The organism is Sporosarcina sp. UB5 (genome assembly GCF_050859005.1).
Lineage (GTDB): Bacteria > Bacillota > Bacilli > Bacillales_A > Planococcaceae > Sporosarcina.
In genome coordinates this window covers 1,064,826-1,087,144 of sequence record NZ_CP125984.1, presented here as the reverse complement: position 1 = coordinate 1,087,144, position 22,319 = coordinate 1,064,826, and the positions used below count along the sequence as shown (strand labels likewise).

Annotated in this window: 21 protein-coding genes; 18 read left to right on the top strand and 3 right to left on the bottom strand. The window is 42.9% G+C overall.

What is annotated here, in order from left to right; all coding sequences use genetic code 11:
- Positions 1-92: 92 nt before the first annotated feature.
- From rpsF to QM454_RS05685, 18 genes are all read left to right on the top strand, one after another.
- The gene (rpsF, locus tag QM454_RS05770; RefSeq protein ID WP_432362740.1) at positions 93-380 is read left to right on the top strand and encodes a 30S ribosomal protein S6; all 288 of its coding nucleotides are present in this window, start codon (positions 93-95) and stop codon (positions 378-380) included.
- 68 nt (positions 381-448) lie between these two features.
- The gene (gene ssb, locus QM454_RS05765) at positions 449-958 is read left to right on the top strand and encodes a single-stranded DNA-binding protein (RefSeq protein ID WP_432362737.1); all 510 of its coding nucleotides are present in this window, start codon (positions 449-451) and stop codon (positions 956-958) included.
- 43 nt (positions 959-1,001) lie between these two features.
- The gene (gene rpsR, locus QM454_RS05760) at positions 1,002-1,238 is read left to right on the top strand and encodes a 30S ribosomal protein S18 (RefSeq protein WP_239432916.1); all 237 of its coding nucleotides are present in this window, start codon (positions 1,002-1,004) and stop codon (positions 1,236-1,238) included.
- Positions 1,239-1,729: 491 nt separating this feature from the next.
- Positions 1,730-2,668, top strand: a complete 939-nt coding sequence (locus QM454_RS05755) for a DUF2232 domain-containing protein (RefSeq protein ID WP_432362733.1) — start codon at positions 1,730-1,732, stop codon at positions 2,666-2,668.
- A 12-nt stretch (positions 2,669-2,680) separates the two neighbouring features.
- The gene (locus QM454_RS05750; RefSeq protein ID WP_432362730.1) at positions 2,681-4,648 is read left to right on the top strand and encodes a DHH family phosphoesterase; all 1,968 of its coding nucleotides are present in this window, start codon (positions 2,681-2,683) and stop codon (positions 4,646-4,648) included.
- A 2-nt stretch (positions 4,649-4,650) separates the two neighbouring features.
- A complete protein-coding gene (gene rplI, locus QM454_RS05745) occupies positions 4,651-5,097 on the top strand; it encodes a 50S ribosomal protein L9 (protein ID WP_252504956.1) in 447 nt (148 codons plus the stop codon).
- Positions 5,098-5,109: 12 nt separating this feature from the next.
- Positions 5,110-6,468, top strand: a complete 1,359-nt coding sequence (gene dnaB, locus QM454_RS05740; RefSeq protein ID WP_432362727.1) for a replicative DNA helicase — start codon at positions 5,110-5,112, stop codon at positions 6,466-6,468.
- A 264-nt stretch (positions 6,469-6,732) separates the two neighbouring features.
- Positions 6,733-8,196 (top strand): peptidoglycan DD-metalloendopeptidase family protein, encoded by a 1,464-nt coding sequence (locus QM454_RS05735; RefSeq protein ID WP_432362724.1) that lies wholly within the window; start codon positions 6,733-6,735, stop codon positions 8,194-8,196.
- A 207-nt stretch (positions 8,197-8,403) separates the two neighbouring features.
- On the top strand, positions 8,404-9,114 hold the full coding sequence (gene yycF / locus QM454_RS05730; protein ID WP_432362721.1) for a response regulator YycF: 711 nt from the start codon (positions 8,404-8,406) through the stop codon (positions 9,112-9,114).
- A gap of 5 nt (positions 9,115-9,119) precedes the next feature.
- Positions 9,120-10,946 carry a cell wall metabolism sensor histidine kinase WalK gene (gene walK, locus QM454_RS05725; RefSeq protein WP_432362718.1) on the top strand — a complete coding sequence of 609 codons (1,827 nt, stop codon included), beginning with the start codon at positions 9,120-9,122 and terminating at the stop codon, positions 10,944-10,946.
- Positions 10,937-12,271 carry a YycH family regulatory protein gene (locus QM454_RS05720; RefSeq protein ID WP_432362715.1) on the top strand — a complete coding sequence of 445 codons (1,335 nt, stop codon included), beginning with the start codon at positions 10,937-10,939 and terminating at the stop codon, positions 12,269-12,271. Before walK ends, QM454_RS05720 begins: the two co-directional genes overlap by 10 nt.
- Entirely contained in the window at positions 12,258-13,094 is an 837-nt protein-coding gene (locus tag QM454_RS05715) for a two-component system regulatory protein YycI (protein ID WP_432362712.1), read from the top strand. Before QM454_RS05720 ends, QM454_RS05715 begins: the two co-directional genes overlap by 14 nt.
- Before the next feature lie 12 nt (positions 13,095-13,106).
- Positions 13,107-13,895: an MBL fold metallo-hydrolase gene (locus QM454_RS05710; protein ID WP_432362709.1), complete on the top strand. Its 789-nt coding sequence runs from the start codon at positions 13,107-13,109 to the stop codon at positions 13,893-13,895.
- 153 nt (positions 13,896-14,048) lie between these two features.
- A complete protein-coding gene (locus QM454_RS05705; RefSeq protein ID WP_432362706.1) occupies positions 14,049-15,311 on the top strand; it encodes a S1C family serine protease in 1,263 nt (420 codons plus the stop codon).
- A 191-nt stretch (positions 15,312-15,502) separates the two neighbouring features.
- Positions 15,503-15,676, top strand: coding sequence for a CxxH/CxxC protein (locus QM454_RS05700; RefSeq protein WP_432362703.1), 174 nt, complete (start codon positions 15,503-15,505; stop codon positions 15,674-15,676).
- A 79-nt stretch (positions 15,677-15,755) separates the two neighbouring features.
- Positions 15,756-16,235 carry a 23S rRNA (pseudouridine(1915)-N(3))-methyltransferase RlmH gene (rlmH, locus tag QM454_RS05695; RefSeq protein WP_432362701.1) on the top strand — a complete coding sequence of 160 codons (480 nt, stop codon included), beginning with the start codon at positions 15,756-15,758 and terminating at the stop codon, positions 16,233-16,235.
- A gap of 123 nt (positions 16,236-16,358) precedes the next feature.
- Complete coding sequence (locus tag QM454_RS05690) at positions 16,359-17,387, top strand: DMT family transporter (protein WP_432362698.1); 1,029 nt, start codon at positions 16,359-16,361, stop codon at positions 17,385-17,387.
- 239 nt (positions 17,388-17,626) lie between these two features.
- Positions 17,627-18,655: a DMT family transporter gene (locus QM454_RS05685; protein WP_432362695.1), complete on the top strand. Its 1,029-nt coding sequence runs from the start codon at positions 17,627-17,629 to the stop codon at positions 18,653-18,655.
- A 101-nt stretch (positions 18,656-18,756) separates the two neighbouring features.
- On the opposite strand, the gene QM454_RS05680 is transcribed toward QM454_RS05685, so the two are convergent.
- The 3 genes from QM454_RS05680 to QM454_RS05670 are packed head-to-tail and all read right to left on the bottom strand — an operon-like array spanning position 18,757 to position 22,318.
- A complete protein-coding gene (locus QM454_RS05680) occupies positions 18,757-19,911 on the bottom strand; it encodes a phosphomevalonate kinase (protein ID WP_432362692.1) in 1,155 nt (384 codons plus the stop codon).
- Between the two features lie 22 nt (positions 19,912-19,933).
- Positions 19,934-20,935: a diphosphomevalonate decarboxylase gene (gene mvaD, locus QM454_RS05675; RefSeq protein WP_432362689.1), complete on the bottom strand. Its 1,002-nt coding sequence runs from the start codon at positions 20,933-20,935 to the stop codon at positions 19,934-19,936.
- Between the two features lie 24 nt (positions 20,936-20,959).
- Positions 20,960-22,318: a tripartite tricarboxylate transporter permease gene (locus QM454_RS05670; RefSeq protein WP_432362687.1), complete on the bottom strand. Its 1,359-nt coding sequence runs from the start codon at positions 22,316-22,318 to the stop codon at positions 20,960-20,962.
- Position 22,319: the final 1 nt, after the last annotated feature.

Here is a 22,319-nt window from a genome sequence, read left to right as displayed (position 1 = left end):
CGTGTTAAAATATGATGATGTGAGTAATAATAATTACTTACTCCTTGCCCGCCGTAACAAGTGGGCCAAAGTCCATAAGGAGGTGACTAAAGATGAGAAAGTACGAAATCATGTACATCATCCGTCCAACATTGGAAGATGAAGCGAAAAAAGCATTGATCACACGTTTCGATGACATCCTTACTTCTAACGGAGCGGAAATCATCGAGTCGAAAGAGTGGGGCAAGCGTCGTCTTGCATACGAAATCGACGACTTGCGTGAAGGCTACTACCAATTGGTAACAGCTAACGCAGGTATTGAAGCAATCGATGAATTTACACGTCTTGCGAACATCAACGAAGATATCATTCGTCATATGGCTGTTCGTCTCGACAACTAATCTATATACGAACGTAATGCAGTACCTTGTTTAAAGGTGTTGAAAATAATGAGGGAGGTTGCATTCTGATGATTAACCGTGTCGTTTTAGTTGGCCGATTGACAAAAGATCCTGAACTCAAGTACACACAGAGCGGAATCGCGGTAACGCGCTTTACGCTAGCGGTGAATCGGACATTCTCAAGCCAATCAGGAGAGCGTGAAGCCGATTTCATTAACTGTGTCACTTGGAGAAAACAGGCGGAAAACACTGCAAACTTTTTACGTAAAGGAAGTCTTGCCGGAATCGAAGGTCGTATCCAAACGAGCAGTTTCGATGGACAAGATGGCAAGCGCGTCTTTATGACTGAAGTCGTAGCAGACAGCGTGCAATTCCTTGAACCGCGCAGTGCAAATGCTGAAAGATCTGGAGCTGCTTATGGTGGAGCACCACAGAACGCACAACCTTATTATCAGAATCAGCAGCCAAACCAGCAATACCAACAACCAGCACAACAAAATTACACACGTACTGACAACGATCCATTCGGTGCAGGCAGCGGTCCGATCGAAGTATCGGATGACGATTTGCCGTTCTGATGAACGACGTCGGTAACGTAGTCAAGTAAGGAGGGAAAGCGATATGGCACCACGCCGTGGAGGTCGCAGACGTCGTAAAGTCTGCTATTTTACATCTAACAATATTACACATATTGATTATAAAGATACTGATCTACTTAAGAAATTCGTTTCTGAACGTGGAAAAATCTTACCTCGCCGTGTAACTGGTACAAGCGCAAAATATCAGCGTAAATTGACGACTGCTATTAAACGTTCACGTATCATGGCACTTCTTCCGTTCGTTTCGGAAGAAAGATAATTATACTTTTTTAACCGCCTTGTGATACCGGCAATCCCGGTCCAAAGGCGGTTTTTTGAATTTATAAGATAATAATTGAAAGTTGTCAAATGCATTGGATACGATTGGCTAACATATACTTCTTGTGGATTGTCATTTCTGTAAAATGTGGAAAAAAATCCTTCCGCGAAGCCTAGAAAAACTCGCGTCCAATGCCGTTGACAATGTACAAACCTATCCGCGTTATGCGTGAAAAAATCGATTTATGCGTATTTGTGTGGGTTTATGCGCGTTTCCTGGGAAATATGCGTTTTTAGCGGCGTTTATGTTATTTGTTCTCAAAAGAAACAACAATTATAGCGAGGAAACGCCGATGAATGAAGAAAAACGATAGATCGAGAACTATATTGCCCTTTGGTTAAACGGTGGCAATCATGATACAATTATATGAACTCAATTTTAATGAGGACATAGACAATACAAAGTCCATTGGCTGGACGGAGGAACAAAATATGCAGGACCAATCTCAAAAAATAACATACGGTGCGATGATGCTCGCATTGTTTACAATATTTCTCGCAGGGGCTATCTATATCCCCATTCTCGGAAGTATTATTATCATATTCATCCCGTTGCCGATCATTCTTTATCGGTTGCGACATGATAGAAGCTCGACGATTTTCGTTGTCGTAGCTGGCAGTATTTTATCCCTCATCGTTGGGGGTATTTTGTTAGTGCCTTTTGCTTTGATATTTGGTGTACTAGGCTTCTTTATTGCTGAATCGGTATTACTTGGCAAATCGAAGTTGTACACGTTCATGGCATCAGGACTCTTTTTCATCGTGACAGGTGTATTGGCTTATCTCATAGCAGCGCTTGTGTTCGAAATCAATGCAATCGATAGTCTGATGGGCACGTTGAAAGAGATGGAGACGCAATTCAAGACATCGCTACAAAGCTTGGGTGCATTGCCCGATAGCTATGAACAGATAGTGGAAGAAGCGTTTATGATGTACCGTTCTGCTATTCCGGCGTATTTCATTCTGTCGATGTATTTATTTACGTTCATAATGGTTATTCCTAATTTTGAGCTGCTCCGCAGACTGGGCCACCAAGTGCCGACGTTTCCCCCATTTCGGGAAATGAAGCTACCTGTAATCACCATTTTTGTTTATGGGTTACTTATTATGCTTCCATGGATGATGGATTTGAAACCGGAAAGTTCGGCTTATTTGTTATATGTAAATGCAACAATTATTTTACGGGTCCTTTTACTATTGCAAGGATTGGCTTTGATCTACTATTTTATGTACAAAATGAAACTGCCTACTGTTGTCACGGTGTTCTCCACCATTTTCGCATTGCTTTTCAGTCCAATAACGACACTTCTTGGAATTCTTGATATTGGTGTGAATATCCGTTCTTGGATCGGAAAAGACAATTTGAAGTAAGGGGATGAGACGATGAGGTCATTTTTTAGAAAAAGGGCTGTACGATATCCACTGACTGTCATATCTCTCCTTGGATTGATAGCGTCTTTCCTTTTATTCCTTTCAAATTTCTGGGGAGGCCTATTCTTCACAATCCCTTTTACGTTAGCGGTAGGCATTGCCTGGAAGCTTGAGGAACAGACATATATTGAAACAGAGATGCATATCGAATCCCTCTCTTACCGTATGAAAAAGGTCGGGGAGGAGGCGCTTCTCGAACTGCCGATTGCCATTATCCTCTTTAATGAAAAACAAGTTGTTGAATGGGCAAATCCTTATGCAGGAAATATATTCGATAAAGGGACGTTGATTGGTGAGGAATTGTTCCAGCTATCTGAAGCATTTCAAACTGTTCTTAACAATGAAGGGCAGCAGACGACGTTAAAAGTTGGCAGTTCCACGTACCAAGTCATTTACAGAGTAGAGGAAAAGCTCCTTTATTTATTCGATATTACTGAAAAAGTGGAAATCGAATCTCTTTATTACCAAGATCGTACCGTGCTTGGAGTTATGCTCATCGATAATTATGACGAGCTTGCCCAGACGATGGACGACCAGACGAGAAGCAACTTGAACTCACTTGTTACGTCACTTGTAAACCAGTGGGCGCTGGACAATGGTATTTTTGTAAAACGAATTGCATCTGATCGTTTCTTAGCGGTTTTCAATGAAGCGATTCTTTCCAAACTTGAAACAGCAAAGTTCACGATATTGGATGATATACGGGAAAAAACCGCAAAGCAGAACGCAGGTTTAACGCTAAGCATCGGGGTTGGAACTGGCTCCGCCTCATTAACAGAGCTTGGGGAGCTTGCGCAATCTAGTTTGGACCTTGTGCTCGGACGCGGCGGTGATCAAGTCGCTATTAAACATAAGGATGGCAAACTTAAGTTTTTTGGTGGCAAGACAAACCCGGTGGAAAAGAGAACCCGAGTACGCGCCAGAGTCATTTCACACGCTTTGCGTGATTTAATCCAAGGCAGCGATAAAGTGTTAATAATGGGTCACAAAATGCCTGATATGGACGCGATTGGGGCTTCCATTGGAGTCCGAAAAATGGCGAGAATGAACAACGTGGAAGGGCATGTCGTCCTTAACTTTGACGAGTTGGATGGAAGTGTAACCCGTCTGATGGATGAAATCAAAAAGGATGACGAGTTATTTTCCCAATTTGTCGATCCGGAAACCGCGTTATCGATGCTAACCGAGAAATCCCTTCTTGTTATCGTCGATACGCATAAGCCGAGCATGGTCATCGATGAACGATTGATCGACAAAGCTGAAAAGGTTGTCGTCATCGATCATCACCGTCGCGGTGAAGAGTTCATAAATAATACAATGCTCGTCTATATGGAACCATATGCATCCTCAACTGCAGAGCTCGTGACGGAACTTGTCGAATATCAGCCGAAACACGAGAATCTAACGATGCTCGAATCAACTGCGTTGCTCGCAGGGATTGTCGTCGATACGAAAAGCTTCACGCTGCGGACGGGATCGAGAACCTTTGAGGCGGCCTCCTATTTACGGACAAATGGCGCCGACACAGTACTTGTACAGCGATTGCTGAAAGAAGATATTGGGACGTATATTCAGCGGTCCAAACTAATCGAAACGGTGGAGCTTACTTCTTCAGGCATCGCGATTGCGAAAGGTGAAGAAGGCACTGTCTATAGTTCAGTGCTGATCGCGCAGACAGCAGATATTTTACTGACGATGCAAGGGGTCATCGCCTCGTTCGTCATCGCTTCTCGCTCAGACGGAAAAATTGGCATTAGCGCAAGATCTCTTGGAGAGCTGAATGTACAGGTCGTCATGGAGGAACTTGGTGGTGGCGGACATTTGACGAATGCCGCTTGCCAGCTCGAAGCAGAAACAATAGAAGAAGCGGAGCATTTATTGAAATCCGCTATAGAAGATAAATTGGAAAGGGGAAAATGATTATGAAAGTTATTTTTTTGAAAGATGTTAAAGGCAAAGGTAAAAAAGGCGAAGTGAAAGAAGTATCCGTCGGCTATGCGCAAAACTACTTGTTGAAAAACAAGTTGGCAATTGAAGCGACACCTGCAAACTTAAGCCAGCTTGAAGGACAAAAGAAGCGTGCCGAGAAAGACGCAGCTGCGGAATTGGCTGAAGCAAAGAAGCTGAAAGAACTCATCGATGAGACGACTGTGGAAATGAAAGCGAAATCCGGAGAAGGTGGACGTCTCTTCGGTTCGATTACGACGAAGCAAATTGCTGACGCACTCGAGAAAAATCATAAAATTAAAGTGGATCGCCGTAAGATGGAACTACCTGATGCAATACGGGCTCTTGGCTATACGAATGTGCCGATCAAACTGCACCCGGAAGTTACAGCTACGCTTAAAGTCCACGTAACCGAAGAATGATAGGGAGCGATAATGATGGATCAGATGTACGATCGCGTCCCTCCACATAATAACGAAGCGGAGCAATCGGTCATTGGTGCAATCTTCCTGCAGCCGGAAGCGCTAATTACGGCTTCGGAAATTCTTCGTCCGGATGACTTTTACAGAACGGCGCACGAGAAAATCTTCGACACGATGCTTATTCTTAGTGATAAAGGACAAGCGATTGACGTTGTCACGGTTACAGAAGAGCTTTCCGCCAAAAAGGAATTGGAAGATGTCGGCGGCATTTCATATTTGACTGAAATTGCAAATGCCGTCCCGACGGCGGCGAATATCGAGTATTATGCCAAGATTGTCGAAGAGAAATCCATCCTAAGACGGCTTATCCGAGTGGCGACCAATATCGTTGAGGAAGGTTTTACGAAAGAGGATGAAGTCGAAGCGGTCCTTTCTGAAGCAGAAAAAAGGATCATGGAAGTTTCCAATCGAAAAAATGCAGGTGACTTCAAGCATATTAAAGACGTCCTCGTAGAAACGTACGACAATATCGAGCTTCTTCATACGAGAAAAGGCGAAGTGACAGGCATTCCGACCGGATTCCGTGACTTGGACAAGATTACGGCCGGCTTTCAACGGAATGACCTGATCATCGTAGCCGCCCGTCCTTCTGTAGGTAAAACGGCGTTTGCCTTGAACGTAGCCCAAAACGTGGCGACTAAAACGGATGAAAACGTCGCGATTTTCAGTTTGGAGATGGGTGCGGAACAGCTCGTCATGCGTATGCTTTGTGCGGAAGGAAATATAGACGCGCAAGTGTTGCGTACAGGGAACTTGGAAGCAGAGGATTGGCGGAAATTGACGATGGCGATGGGAAGCCTGTCCAACGCCGGAATCTTCATTGACGACTCCCCGGGTATTCGGATTAACGAAATCCGCTCTAAATGCCGACGACTTCAGCAAGAGCACGGTCTCGGTATGATTATGATCGATTATTTGCAGCTCATTATGGGAAGTGGCCGTTCAGGCGAGAACCGTCAGCAGGAAGTATCCGAAATCTCCCGTTCCTTAAAAGCACTTGCGCGGGAATTGAAAGTTCCGGTCATTGCACTTTCCCAGCTTTCCCGTGGTGTTGAGCAACGTCAGGACAAACGACCGATGATGTCCGACTTGAGGGAATCGGGAAGTATTGAGCAAGACGCGGATATCGTTTCTTTCCTCTATCGGGAAGATTACTATGATAAAGAAACAGAGAACCAAAATATGATTGAAATTATCATAGCAAAACAGCGGAACGGTCCGACTGGAACGGTCACTCTAGCTTTCGCAAAGGAATACAACAAGTTCTTAAACATCGACTGGAGTCAGCACGAAATGCCATCCTATCAATAATGTAAAAAGTCTTGATAGCCTGCCAAGCAGGTTTATCAAGGCTTTTTACTATGTATGTGACTATACTCATAGATAATCTGCTCCTCATTTCCAACTAACATTTGGAAGAAAATAAGGAATAATTGGTTGCAATACTACAAGTTCATTACAAATTGCTATAAAGGCGCAAGCGACTTACAAGATATGATAAATTAAAGAAGCGTGAAAATCTCTCAGTATGATAGGCGTAATGTAGTAGTCGTCAGTCGGAAGGAGCAGTAAACGATGTTTTTCAAGAAGCAACAAACGAACGAACAACAAAATAAAAATTCCATATATAAAAAAGCCCAAAAGGTCGGCATGATGATGGTCCTCTTTGCTGCAATCGGTATTAGCTCCGGTTTCGCACTAGAAAAAGAGGGAGAATCCTTCATCCACACCGTCTACCACGTCTATTCGGACAGCACATATGTCGGGACGATATCCGATGAAAAGAAACTTGAACAACTCAAACAACAAGAACTCAAGAAAGCAGCTGCCGAATATGAAGGCCTCCCGTTAACAATCGGATCGGAGTTATCGGTTGTACCGGAAAAGGTATTCTCAGTTGCAACAGACGATAAACAGGTCCTTGGAAAACTTCAAAATATGTTAACCGTAGAAGCGGAAGTAATCGGTGTCCAAATCGACGAAGAAATAGCATTTTACGTTAAAGATATGGCTGATTATGAAAAAGTAATACAAGAACTGACTTTACAAACAGTTACCGAGCAGGAACTAGCGGAATTCGAAGCCCGCCAACAATCTACTGAACCTATACCACCATTAAAGGAAAATGAAACAAGACTTGCGTCTATTCAATTTAGCGCTCATATGCAGGCAACTGAAGGACGAACTTCACCTGAAGAAGTCCGAAGTGTACAAGAAGCAATGACGCTATTGAACAAGGGTACATTGGAAGAAAAGAAATATGCAATACAGGCAGGAGACGTACTAGGAAAAATTGCAAGTGCGCACAATATGTCAACAACAAAGCTGATGGAAATCAATCCAGGGATTACACAAAATACAATTCTTCAAATAGGTCAGGAACTGAACGTCACTGCTCTCGAACCTTATATCGAAGTGGAAGCACATTATGAGTCAAAAGAGATTGCCCCGATTCAGTTTAAGAAACTGACTGAAAAAGACGAATCAGTATTTAAAGGTGAAAAGAAAGTTAAACAAAAGGGTAAAGAAGGCAAGAAAATGGTCACGCAACTAATCCGGAAACAGAACGGAAAAGTGGTCGGTAAATCCGTGTTGGAGGAACATGTTTTGGAAGAACCGACTCACGAAGTGACGATTGTCGGAACGAAAGTGATTCCTTCACGTGGAACAGGTAGCTTTGGGTGGCCGGCGGACGGCGGATACGTCTCGAGCACAATGGGAAAACGTTGGGGAAGAGTGCACCAAGGCATTGACATCGCCCGTCCGAAGACACGATCCATTTTCGCCTCTGACAACGGCGTTGTGACGGATGTCGGTTACCACGGGACTTATGGAAACCGAATTATCATCTCTCACAACAATGGGTATCAGACGTTGTACGCCCATCTGTCATCTATTAATGTCAAAGTGGGACAAACAGTGCCTCGAGGCTCTAAAATTGGTGTAATGGGCTCCACAGGACGCTCAACAGGCATGCATTTGCATTTTGAAGTCATTAAGAACGGTTCTAATATCAATCCGTTGAGTGTGTTAAGATAAAGAGAAGGAATAGAGACGCTACAGTATTCTGTTGCCGTCTCTTTTTCTCATTTTGCATACGTTTTGGAATGGAAGGTTTTTTGCGAAAGAAATAGAATATATAATAAAGGAAACATGATTAGTTAATGCAAGCCTTGTGACTAGTAAGAATGATGGATATATAGATTAAATGAGTAAGCGCCAAACTGGCGGGAAAGGGAATGAATGATGCAAAACAAAACTATTTTAGTCGTCGATGATGAAAAGCCAATAGCAGATATATTAGAGTTCAATCTAAAAAAGGAAGGCTTCATCGTTCATTGTGCGTATGACGGAGAAGAAGCGCTTGCAAAAGTGGAAGAAGTACAACCGGATATTATGTTACTCGATATTATGCTTCCAAAACGAGATGGCATGGAAGTATGCAGAGAGGTTCGAAAAAAGTACGATTTTCCGATCATCATGCTAACAGCGAAGGACTCGGAAATCGATAAAGTGTTAGGGTTGGAATTAGGTGCAGATGATTATGTAACGAAGCCGTTCGGCACACGTGAATTGATTGCGAGGGTAAAGGCGAACTTACGCAGGCATTCGAAGACATTGTCGGAAGAACAGGATGAGGCGACAAATGAAATTACAGTTGGAAGCCTCGTCATTCAGCCAGATGCTTATCTAGTTCAAAAACGTGGGGAGTCGATTGAACTGACGCACCGTGAGTTCGAATTACTGCATTACTTAGCAAGGCATATCGGACAAGTGATGACGAGAGAGCATTTATTGCAAACAGTGTGGGGGTATGATTATTTCGGAGATGTGCGGACAGTCGACGTGACGATACGCCGTTTGCGCGAAAAGATCGAGGACACTCCGAGCCATCCAAATTGGATTGTGACAAGGCGTGGAGTTGGTTACTATTTACGTGATCCAGAACAGGAGTAACGAAAATGCAGAAAGTCAGTTTTTTGCGGTCTATCCATGTTAAATTCGTCCTTATCTATATCATGCTCATTCTTGTAGCGATGCAGATTATCGGGCTTTATTTCGCAAAAGAGCTTGAAGAGACGTTGAAAACGAACTTCACGACATCGGTTCGAGATAGGATGAACCTCGTTGAATTCAGTGTACGTGAAGAAATGTTGAAAGACCGGTCACCGGACGATCCGTCAACCGAACAGAGCTTGCGGACCGTCCTATCGGGCTTTAATTCGGAAGATATTAATGAAATACGGGTCATTGATGCAAAGTATAGTATTTTAGCCACATCCGAGCTGGGCAATCAATCATTAGTCCGCCAGCGATCGATGGAAGACAGTGTGAGGAGGTCAATCTCCTCTGAAACTTTCTACGAGAATATCAACTATGACCAGGCATCCGGCGAGCGTGTCATGGTGCGGGTGACACCGATTATGAACAATAATATGGAAGTCATTGGCGCTTTATATGTGACGGCCAATATTGAAAAAGTGTTCAGGCAGATAAATGAAATTAACCAGATTCTTGCCGGTGGAGTGGCGGTTTCCTTAACGATCACAATTATTATCGGCATCTTCATCGCCCGGACATTTACGAGGCCGATTTCGGATATGAGACGCCAAGCACAGGCGATGGCACAAGGGAATTTCTCAAGGAAGGTCCACGTGTATGGGAATGACGAAATGGGACAGCTGGCGATTGCTTTCAATCATTTGACGAATCAGCTCCAAGAGTCGCAGTCAACGACGGAAAGTGAACAAAGGAAGCTCGCCTCAGTTCTTGAAAACATGACCGATGGTGTCATTTCAACAGACCGTAAAGGGAGGGTGAGTCTAATTAACGACTCCGCACTCATGATGTTACGGATGACACGTGATCTTGTGTTGAATCGCCCAATTACGAGTATTTTAGGATTGGAACAAGAGTATACCTTTGAAGATCTAATTCAAACGAAGGATTCTATTGCGCTCGATTTTAGCACGGAAAAAGAACCTTATATATTACGAGCGACGTTTTCGGTGACGCAGCGGGAAACAGGATTCGTGAATGGACTCATTGTCGTTCTTCATGACAATACTGAGCAGGAAAAAATCGATATGGAGCGACGCGAATTCGTTTCTAACGTGTCCCACGAACTTCGGACACCACTGACGACGATGCGCAGTTATTTGGATGCATTGGCGGAAGGTGCTTGGAAGAACGAGGAGATTGCTCCTTCCTTCCTCCGTGTGACGCAGACGGAGACTGAGCGGATGATCCGGCTTGTCAATGACCTGCTGAAGCTTTCTAGGATGGATAGTAAAGAATATGAATTGAATACCGAATGGGTTGAATTCAATCATTTCTTCAACTCAATCATTGAGCGGTTCGAATTTTCGAAGTCGCATAATGTACAATTTAAGCGGTTATTACCATCATCTGACTTGTTCGTAGAAATCGACACCGACAAAATGACGCAAGTGATCGACAATATTATTTCGAATGCACTAAAATATTCTCCAGATGGCGGCGATGTCCGCTTCGGGGTGACAACGTCCGGGACATATATCAAAGTAATGATTTCCGACGACGGCATGGGCATCCCGAAAACGAATGTGAATCGTATTTTCGATCGATTTTATAGGGCGGACCGCGCGAGATCAAGAGCGATGGGCGGGACTGGCCTTGGTTTAGCGATCGCGAAGGAAATGATCATCGCACATGGCGGAGAAATATGGGCGGAAAGTGAAGAAGGAAAAGGAACAACTATCTTCTTTACACTGCCTTTTGAACGACAAGAGGTAGGTGAATGGGATTGAAGTATATCGAGCCGATCAAATCGATTATCTTATTATTGCTCGTCCTATTGAGCATTACATTCACCTTTTCTATATGGACGTACTCCCCTCGACTAGATACGATTGAACAATCGCCAACAGTGGATATTTCTATCGGCGAACGGAAGCAAGTGCAAGACATTATTAAGCCTTACAAATTTATTATTAAATACGACGATGATCTCAAAGGGACGACCGACGAGAACATAATTGACGAGGTTATGAGGGAACTAGACACATGGAAAGTGCCCCAATTGGAGTATATTCAAGACGAGATGAACAAGGAGCAGATGAAAAAGTTCTTTGAACAGCCGAATCAGTTCACTTTGTATTTCCAAGGGGATGTGCCGTTAGCCGTCTTTGATGAGATTTTACCAATTGACGAATCTAATTTACCGGAATTCAGCTTCGACCGTCTCGTCGTCAGATGGAACCCGAAGGAAATCTCTTTTGAAGTACATTTCATTGACCGAGCAACAGGAATCCATTATCGTGGAAAAATTAATGCGGAAGATACGATGAAGTCGTATCGCAATATCGTTGTTAACGGAGAAGACTTATCTCCCTACACAGAAGTGAATGTTGAGGAGCCGGTCTATTTAACTGTGCCAACGGAACCGATTAAGATGATTCAAAGCACGTACTATCAGGAAGAAATAAGTCCGACCCGTTTTCGGGATGCTTTATTCAATGACCCGAATGCAGTCCGACGCAGCCAAGTGGACTCTAAACATGAGGAATTCGGGGATGACCATGCACTATTGATCGTGAATACTGAATCGAAAATGTTGAACTTTGCCCACCCTGCCGTGGAAAGCAGTGAACCGGCAAAACCTTCTGTCCTGTTGCCCGATGTAATTGAATCGATAAATGAGCATGGGGGTTGGACGGATTCGTTCAGGTTTTCGTATATCAATTCGTATTCCCGCGTTGTGAGATTCCAGTTGTTTATTCATGGTTATCCGGTGTTTGGTGAGGGTGAGACAACAGGCATGACGGAAATTGCACAGTACTTCGGTGATAAACGAGTTTTCAAATATATCCGGCCGTATTATACACTCGACGTGTCGTTGTCGTTAGATGAGGAAATCACACTTCCATCAGGTGAGGATATTGCAAATGAGTTAATCGAATCAAAGAAACTCGATATCGGAACTGTAGATGAAATCATTGCCGGGTATATGATGAGACATGATTTGGAACAGCGGATTTTTGTAATTGAACCCGCATGGTTTTATTTAATGAAAGAGAAATGGCTCCCTTATATACCGGATCCGAGCGGGGGTGAGCAAATTGGATTGGAATAAAACGAAAACAATTTTCATCGTCGTATTTTCGATATTGAATCTTTTCCTCTATTCCTTATATGTGAACCGGCATACCGAAGCACAAAACGTACAGGTTGCAGGGAAAACATCAGTCGAAGATTTAATGAAACAGGAAAATATTACGTACAATTTGCCGCAAATTGTTAAGCATAATTTCCCCTACATCTCAGCGAACATGAAGACGTTCACGAAGGAAGAATTAGAGACATTGGAAGGTCAGTCCATCCTCATCATCGACAATACACGTGTCGAAGCTAAAATGGATACGCCAGTGTCTATCCAGAACACAAAAGGGGATTTACACTTCACGGACTTCCTTGCAAAGTACGTATGGTCTGGATCTGAATATGAGTTATGGGAAGTTGATGAGGGAGCTCAGAAAGCTATCTTTTTTCAAAAAGTCGATGGCGAACCGATTTTTTATAGCCCAAATGCCACATTAACAGTCTATTGGGACGAGGACTATGAAGTAACCCGTTATGAACAGCGGATGTTAGAAGAATTCACTAGCGAAAACTTGAAAAAAGAATTGTTGACGCAAGATGAAGCGGTCTGGTCGCTTGCTACGCGTAGCTATTTGAAACAGGATTCCAAAGTGCTGAAAGTAACACCGGGATACTCGACACTTGTTCAATTAACGGGAAAACAAGTATTTGCCGCTACATGGAATATTCGTGTAGAATTGAATGAGGGTACAATCGAGAGTCATTTCATCAATGCTATTGACGGCAAAGTGATAGACTTCCTATTGGATAGGGTTGAAGAGGAAGAACTTGATGAGGCCGAGGATGAAAAAGAATAAGGAGTTTTTCATATGCGTTTTAGTGTGCTTGCAAGTGGCAGTACAGGCAATTCCATATATATAGAGACCGAAGAGCATGCTTTTTTAGTCGATGCAGGACTAAGTGCGAAAAGGATAGAGCAACAGCTTGAGAAAATCGGCCGTTCCATGACAAATGTTGACGGTATTTTTGTCACCCATGAACATAGCGACCATATTAAAGGGATTGGTGTGCTGGCGCGAAGACATAAAGTGCCCATTTATGCAAATGAAAAAACGTGGCTTGCGATGAACGGACTTGTTGGTGAGATTCCGTTAGAGCAATGTTTCCATTTCAACATGGAGGCGAGTATGTCATTCGGCTCGCTCGACATCCAGTCGTTCGCCGTATCTCATGATGCCGTGGATCCGATGTTTTACGTTTTCCATGAAAATGACCGCAAGCTAGCAATCATTACGGATACAGGATATGTGAGCGATCGTATGAAAGGACATATTAGAGGGTCTGATGCATTCGTGTTCGAAAGCAATCATGACGTCGGCATGTTGCAAATGGGACGGTATCCATGGTCTATTAAACGCCGAATCTTAAGCGACGTCGGACATGTGTCGAATGAAGATGCAGCAGTTGCTATGAGTGAAGTTGTCGACCAAAAAGAAACTAAAATATATTTATCACATTTGAGCAAGGATAATAATATGAAAGATCTCGCAAGGATGAGTGTTTCGCAAACGTTGGAAGCATGCGGGATCCGCACGGGCGAATTCGTGCATCTGCATGATACCGACGCGGAAAATCCGACAGAGCTTGTCATTGTCTAATAGAAACATCAAAAAGCCTTGCCTACGGGTGAGGTTTTTTTGATGAGAAATGCGCACAAAACACTCAAGCGACTTGCGAAGTGAAAAAAACTTGATTTTATACAACCATATAAGGGTAAAGTAAATATAACTGTTACAGAAAGGGAGAGGGGAATGGATAATTTCAATCAAAGACCGGGCAACGAAGAAGAAAAACCGGTTATTCAAGAACAAGAAAAGCATGAAGAGCCACCAAAATTTAGCGAAAGACCGTACAATCCGAAACGCCGTGGCGGATTTCTACAAGCACTTTTCGGCGCAATCATTGGGGCTCTCATCGTTTGGTTTCTAATGAATGCCACTTCCGGAAAAGAGAACGTGACATCTAATGTTGAAACCGAGACGACCGGTGAAGACAATTTGAAGAGTGAGCGTGTTTCTGTCGATATTCATACAGATATAACCGATGTTGTTTCAGAAGTTACAGATGCGGTCGTTGGCATTACCAATTTGCAAACCGTGCGCGATTTCTGGTCATCGGCAGAAACGACACGACAAGGCAGTGGATCGGGAGTCATTTATAAAAAAGAAGGCGATAAAGCGTATATCGTTACTAATCATCACGTCGTTGAAAACGCGCAGGAGTTGGAGATCACATTCGATGATGGAACGAAGGTGGACGGAAGACTCGTCGGCAGCGATATGTGGACGGACTTGGCAGTCGTAGAAATCGATGCGGCCCATGTGAATACAGTAATTGAGTTCGGCGATTCAGATGCACTGAAACGCGGCGAAACGGTTATTGCTATCGGTAATCCGCTCGGCCTCGGTTTTGCAGGCTCCGTAACAGTCGGTGTCGTATCAGGAAAGGACAGGTCAATCCCAATCGATTTCGATCGCAATGGGTCAATCGACTGGCAGGCGGACGTTCTGCAGACAGATGCCGCCATAAACCCGGGTAACTCGGGCGGTGCGCTCATTAATATGGCAGGACAACTTGTCGGTATTAACTCGATGAAAATTTCAGAGGCGACTGTGGAAGGAATCGGTCTCGCAATTCCAATCAATATTGCGGTCCCAATCATTAAAGACCTTGAAATGACCGGAACTGTTCAGCGACCGACAATGGGCGTTAGCCTCATTAACTTGGAAGACGTGCCATCCACGGAAAGACGGAGAGTATTGAACTTGCAGGAGGATATAGCGGGAGGAGTTATTGTCACACAAGTATTCCGCAACACTCCAGCGGAAGCAGCGGGCGTTCAGCAATATGACGTCATTGTAGAAATGGACGGAAAGAAAATTAATGACATGGTCGGTTTACGAAAGCATCTATACAATGACAAAAAAGTCGGTGACACGATGAAGATGAAAGTGTACCGTGACGGAAAACTAATTGAAATTGAAATGGAACTAAGGGACGGAAATACGTTCTAATTGTTAATAAAGCAGGCGAAAAACCGAATACAATGTTACACTTTTTACATGGATGTAATAAATGTTTATCCACAACAGGCAGCATAGCAGAACATTGGCTATACTGCCTGTTTTTCTATCCAAGTAATAGACATGTGGATAAAAAGACAAAAATGTGCATAACATTGTGTAAAAAACAAAAGAGGAAAGAAGTGTGGACATTGAAAGTATATAGCTGCGAAACCCATATTAATCATGCACTTGACGTGTTCGTCGCAAAAGAAGAGACGTTTCCAATCATGGAGAAACTTGACGAAGAGAAAATGTTATCCACAAAATGCGAGTACTGTGACACGCCCGCATCGTATATTGTGGCGAACGCATAATCGGGTACAATATGTAGTTTTTTCTGTGGATATGTGAATAAGTTCTGTGTATAACATTTTAGCAAAGGTGGACAACCCTGTGAATATTACAATTGTGTCAGTTGGCAAACTAAAAGAAAAGTATTTGAAAATGGGCATCGACGAATACGCTAAGCGACTAGGTGCCTATGCCAAAATCGACCTCGTCGAAGTGCCGGATGAAAAGGCTCCTGAATCATTAAGCGAAGCCGATATGGAAATCGTCAAGAAAAAAGAAGCAGATCGGATTCTCGCAAAAATCAACCCAGATGCTTATGTTATTGCACTGGCGATTGAAGGGAAAATGAAAACGAGTGAGGAATTGGCGGCAAGTATGGAGTCATTGATGACGTACGGTAGGAGCAAAGTTGCGATTGTCATCGGAGGCTCTCTCGGATTACATAATGATGTATTGAAACGGGCGGATGAGCTGTTGTCATTTTCAAAGATGACGTTTCCGCATCAGCTCATGAAGTTAGTACTGTTGGAGCAGGTTTATCGCGGATTTAAGATTATTAAGGGAGAACCGTACCATAAGTAGTGCCATGTGTAAAAAAAGGTAAATATTAGCCATAAAAATCCATTATTTTTCGTGTTATTATATCGAAGGGGTTGTTTTAATTCATCGATATAATTTATTTTACACAAAGATGGAGTGAAACATATGGTTAATAACAGTGTCAATAATAGTGGATCAACAAGTAAGGCATACTTGATCCTCATAATTGGTATCATCTTTCTCGCGTTTAGTGCACCTTGGGTAAAACAATCGAATTTCGATCCAGCAACGTCTGTTATCCTTCGCTGTTCGATTGGGGCTTTGGCTCTACTTCCATTTGCCATTAGGGAAGCAAAAAAAATCGGCGCCCTTAATAAAAAAGGGATCATTCTTTCCATTGTCGCTGGTTTGTTTCTCGGAATTGACTTTACAGCATGGAATTATTCCATCTACTATGTTGGCTCAGGTATTGCCTCGATTTTGCTGAATCTACAAATCATTATTTTACCTGCGCTTGCATTTATAATAGACAGGGAGAGAGTTCCAAAAACCTTCTTTATTGTTGCTCCAATCATGATACTGGGAGTCATTATGTCCGGTGGTATTTTTGGCGGTGGCGGGACTACGGAAGGACCGACTACCGTACATGGGATGAATATTGCAATTCTTGGGACTATTGAAGGTAGTATATCCGGTATCTGCTACGGGATCTACCTCTATGCTAGCCGTAAGGCGACTAAGGTAAATATGGGACAGTTCATCCAGCCAATGGTATGGGCGAGTTTTGCCCAGCTAATAGCTCCTGCTGTTGTCATGTTATTCTTCTCTCACCGCGGCTTCGATGTGACTCATGGTATGATGGTCAATGGCGCGCTTCCAATGAATCCGGAAACCACTCTAGGTGATCCTATTACCGCCATGAACTGGTTCTGGATGTTTGTTTTAGCTATAGCTGGACAAGCTATGGCATGGACGTTTGTTCAATATGGTTCCGTTCGGTTGAATTCTACAATTGTCGCAGGACTCTTGTTACTTAGCCCTATTTCTACCGTCGCAATCATTGCCGTCCTTCTTTTCGGTGAAATACCTTCATTTATTCAGGTCCTCGGTATTGTTATTGTTCTTGGAGCAGTTGCATACCAGAATGGACTCTTAGATAAATTGAAGGTTGTAAAATCGTCGGAAGAACCTTAAGAAAACTCCATTTAAATAATATTTAGACTTATTTAGAATTAAAATAGCCCCTCACTTCCCTCACTTATTTAGTGGGGGATTTATTTTTTTGCTTAAGGGGTTCCGAATATTTCACGTTTTTAGGCATTAATTGCCTGCATAAAAGAGTTGAATATTATCATACTAACCATGTTTCCATGACGAGGAGGGAAGTTTTAATTCATGCATACAATTAATTTTACATGAACGGAGTGAAACATATGGTTAATAGTCCTGTCAATAAAGGCGAGTCAACTGGTAAAGCATACTTGATCCTCATCATCGGTATCATCTTTCTCGCATTTAGTGCTCCTTGGGTGAAACAATCGAATTTTGACCCGGCAACGTCTGTTATCCTTCGCTGTGGGATTGGTGCGTTAGCTTTACTTCCATTCGCCCTTAGGGAGGCGAAAAAACTCGGTGCGCTCAATAAACAAGGAGTCATTCTTTCCTTAGTCGCGGGTGTGTTTCTCGGAATTGACTTTACGGCTTGGAATTATTCCATCTACTACGTCGGTTCGGGTATCGCCTCGATTTTGCTGAATCTACAGATCATTATTTTACCTGCGCTTGCATTTCTAATCGACAAGGAAAGAGTACCGAGAAGCTTCTTTATTGTTGCTCCAATTATGATATTAGGTGTTGTTATGGCTGGTGGTGTTTTCGGTGGTAGTGAGAATACGGGAGGACCGACTACCGTACATGGAATCGATATCAACATTCTTGGAACGATTGAAGGTAGTATTTCCGGTATCTGTTACGGTATTTACCTCTATACTAGCCGAAAAGCAACTAGGGTAAATAAGGGGCAGTTCATCCAGCCAATGGTATGGGCATCTCTTGCTCAGCTAATCGCTCCATTATTTGTCATGTTATTTATCTCAGACCGCGGCTTCGATTTGATTCACGGAGTGATGGTCAATGGCAAGCTTCCAATGAATCCGGAAACTACCCTTGGTGACCCCATTACAGGTATGAACTGGTTTTGGATGCTTGTTTTAGCTATAGCGGGACAAGCGATGGCATGGACGTTTGTACAGTATGGTTCCGTTCGGTTAAATCCTACAATTGTAGCTGGACTTTTGTTGCTTAGCCCTATTTCTACTGTCGCTATCATTGCCGTCCTACTTTTCGGCGAGATACCGTCACTTATTCAGATTATTGGTGTCGTAATTGTCCTCTTGGCGGTTGCATATCAGAATGGACTCTTGAATAAACTGATAGGTGCAAAATCGTCTGGAGAATCTTGAGTATTCCATTAGACGTAGTGTAGACCAATTTAGTCCCTCACTTTACGAAGTGGGGGATTTATTTATCTCAACTAGCGGACTGAAAATGCAAAATCCAGCATTTAACCTTTATGCTGGATTTGTAAGTATTTATCTAAAGTAAGTTTGCATTCATATTCAATGAAGGTGACACCCGGAATTGAAATTTCCAAGTCAAGCGGTTCAATCCCTGCGGTTTGCCAAGCTTCAATTAAGCATTGTTTCTGCTCAGGGTGTTTTAAGAAAGCGATACCACAATCCCCGCCTCCTGCCCCTGACGGTTTTCCACTTCCGAACCTTTCAGCAATTAAACATAAATCATTCAGTTCCGCTGTTTCAATTGGAACACCTGCATCTTCACCTAGACGTTTAAGCAATAGACGGTTCTCTCTACTAGCTGCTAATACGTCTTGCTGATTACCTGTTTTTATCCCCTTAATGAAACGGGAGACAGAAGCATTGCTCTCATCTAAAAAACGAGCATACATAAGCGGATTGTTTAAGTGAAAGGCTTGAATTTTATTGACCAAAGGTCCGGTTGCGGCTGAGCGTTTCGTCCAGCCAACACACATTGAGAACTCTTCGGAAGGATGTAGCCTCTCAATTAGTAGATCCGGCCAACTCTCATTGACTAAAGTAGGGAATGTCTCGCCAATTTCTAACTTGCCGCGTAACCATTTTCCATTAAAAGTACAATAGGCGAGTAGTCCTCCATAAACGGCTGCTGCAATATCTGCCCCCGACCCATTTTGTTGCGTTAAGAAATGGGCAATAGCAGCTAACTTAAAAATCGTATCCTGGGATAAGTCTACCTCATCCCCGATATGGAATTTTACGATCGCTGTAACAACCGCCACTGTAATTGCTGCACTGGAACCAAGTCCATATTTCAATCCCGATTGTTGATCATCAAGTTCACTTAAGATCGTTAGCGAGAACGTCTTCATCGGAACATTGCTTTCTCGAAGAAAACGGTTGGCAACAACTAACGCATTTTGAATGAAGCGAAGACGAGGATCCTTATTGCTTAATAGACATCCTGGATCATTCCCCCATGTAATATCTTTTAGCCCAAACCCTGGTATAGAGAGAGTGTTTTTTACCCCTCCCTCAATAATGACAGTAACATATCGGGTAATGGCACCTACAACCGCTAGTTGTCCAGGATGCAACACTGAATATTCTCCGGCAATCATCAACTTTCCCGGAACTTGTATACGGTAACTCGAAACAGTCATATCCATTCACCTTTATCTTCAGTTATTTTGACAAATAAGTTACACCTGGGCCGGGTTGGCAAACATAAATTTGTTCTATTTCGTCAAGAGTAAGAAGCGTGTTCTCGACTACTTCCTTATCTTTTTGCTGGCATATAACAAAGACATTTGGTCCCGCATCCATCGTAAAAAATGCTAAAACTCCGGAGTCCCGAAGCTGTCGTACTTGATTCATGACCGAAATGGTACCCGCTTCCCAATACCAATACGGAGGATTTGCTCCCAAAGTAGTTGCATGCATTTTTAGAGCATTGGATTCAGTCACGTGACCGAACCGTTCAAAATCTTTTTGCTGAAGGGCATCCTTTAGTAAACCAAGATCCTTTTCAGCCTCTTTTACCCATATATTATAAAAAGGGGATGTTTCAACTGTATGTTTCATTCCAGCACGGCTTGAAATGGACTTTTTCTTGTCAGATAATTGGATAGCAAGAATGCATAGATCCCAATAGCTCTCCTCTTCAATCTGTCTCGCATAACAATCAGACCCATCATCCAAATTACCTTTCGTCCATTCAACAAAACCTCCGAAGATGGAGCGGCTGGCAGAACCCGACCCAATTCGAGCAAGTTGCGACAGCTTTTTTTCATCAACATCCAACCCAATTGCTCGTGCAGCAGCGGAAGAAAGTGCTGCATATCCAGAAGCCGAGGAAGCAAATCCCGCGGCGGTTGGCACATAGTTAATTGACTGAACCATTGCATACCGCTCCACACCTGCCATTTTTCGTATATGGTCTAAGTAGCGGGAAACCTTATTCGTCTCAGCCACATTTGCAATACATTTGTTAAAAATAAAAACATCTGCTTTCAGATCCTCACAAAAGTGTACAGAAGTTTCCGTGTAAAATTTGTCAAGTGTAATAGATAGGCTTGAATTCATAGGCAGAAATAATTGTTCATCCCTTTTCCCCCAATATTTAATTAAGGCAATATTCGCATGGGCCTTAGCGGTAACTTGCTCAAACTCCCGATGTTCAGACATATAAATCCTCCTTCCAATTAATTGTTAAAACTTAGCAAACAGCGAAATAATCCATGGTGCCGAATAAAGCGTCATAAATTGTACCCCGTAATTTACCCCTGTACGATAGAGTACCCCCGCAACAAATCCAACAAGGAAAACACCCGCCACATTCATCCAACCTCCATCCATATAGGCAAGAAGTAAGACTAAACTAAAGAACAAACCGAGCATTGCTTCATGTGGTACCCTTTTAAAAACAAAGATGCAGATTTGCCTTGAATATTTGATCGTAAGAAAAAAGGTAATGGCTAGAGCAACGATCGTTCCAACTAACGTAGCCAATATAAACTCACCATTTGAAAGAACATGGTGTAGATTATGATCAATCGTGAAAACCGGTGGTGCGTTAAATAAAGGATTGGCAGGGCCAATTGCCATCGGTGACAACGGAATCCCAAGAGCAATTAGCGGAATTAATACACCAGAAATATAAGTAGCATTCGCTAATGCGTCCATACACGCAATGGCACGAGATGCTTTCTTTACCGGGTCTTTTACTCTACTCGTAAATAATTCGCCAAGAAACGTCGTTAAACCGACAGGGCTCAGGATAAAAGCAATTGAACCAATAGCAGAGGATAAAGAACTAAAGCCTATTTCCTTTTTCGTTAAAATCGTGAAAGGATTTGCCTTAATCCCATCGTCCTTCACCGTTCTAAAAAAGATATCTTTTTTACCGAATCGCTCTAATCGATCTCTTTTCTCCTTGTTCAACAATTCAAACAAAGTTACGATTACTGGACCAATTGTAATCCCAAGGAAAAAGGAAATAAATACATTCGTTCCCTTTGGCACTACACCAACATCCCAATAGAGATGACGCAACCCTTCAATCAAAATTGAGAAAGGAAGAATAGATACAAGTGCCACCCATCGATTTTTACTAATGAGAGCGAGTATGATCGCTCCGGCAAAAAACAAAGAATTCCCGTATTCTTTAATGACATCGGCAAACGGGACGAGAGCATGCGCAAACAATAAACTAACAGGTACAGAAACAAGTGTGCCAATGACGGAACCTGAAGCCATTTTTCGAATCGTTACATCGGTAAGGCCAAACTTTTTTAATATAAGCGCATGCTCTACTTGAGGGGTCGCCATTACGCCCCCGGGAATTCCAGCCAATGCGACAGGAATAGAATCTGCAATTTTACTGGCAACGATTGCAGCCATAAAGAAAGTTAGGACAAGGATTGGCTCTAGTCCGGATAAGACAAGTACTAATATTACTGGGGCAATCGTTGCCGTCTCATCCGTCCCAGGTGCAACACCAATGACCGTATAAATAATCGCCGCGAGTATGGCGAATCCTACCATTTGCAAAAGTAAGGTGACATCCATA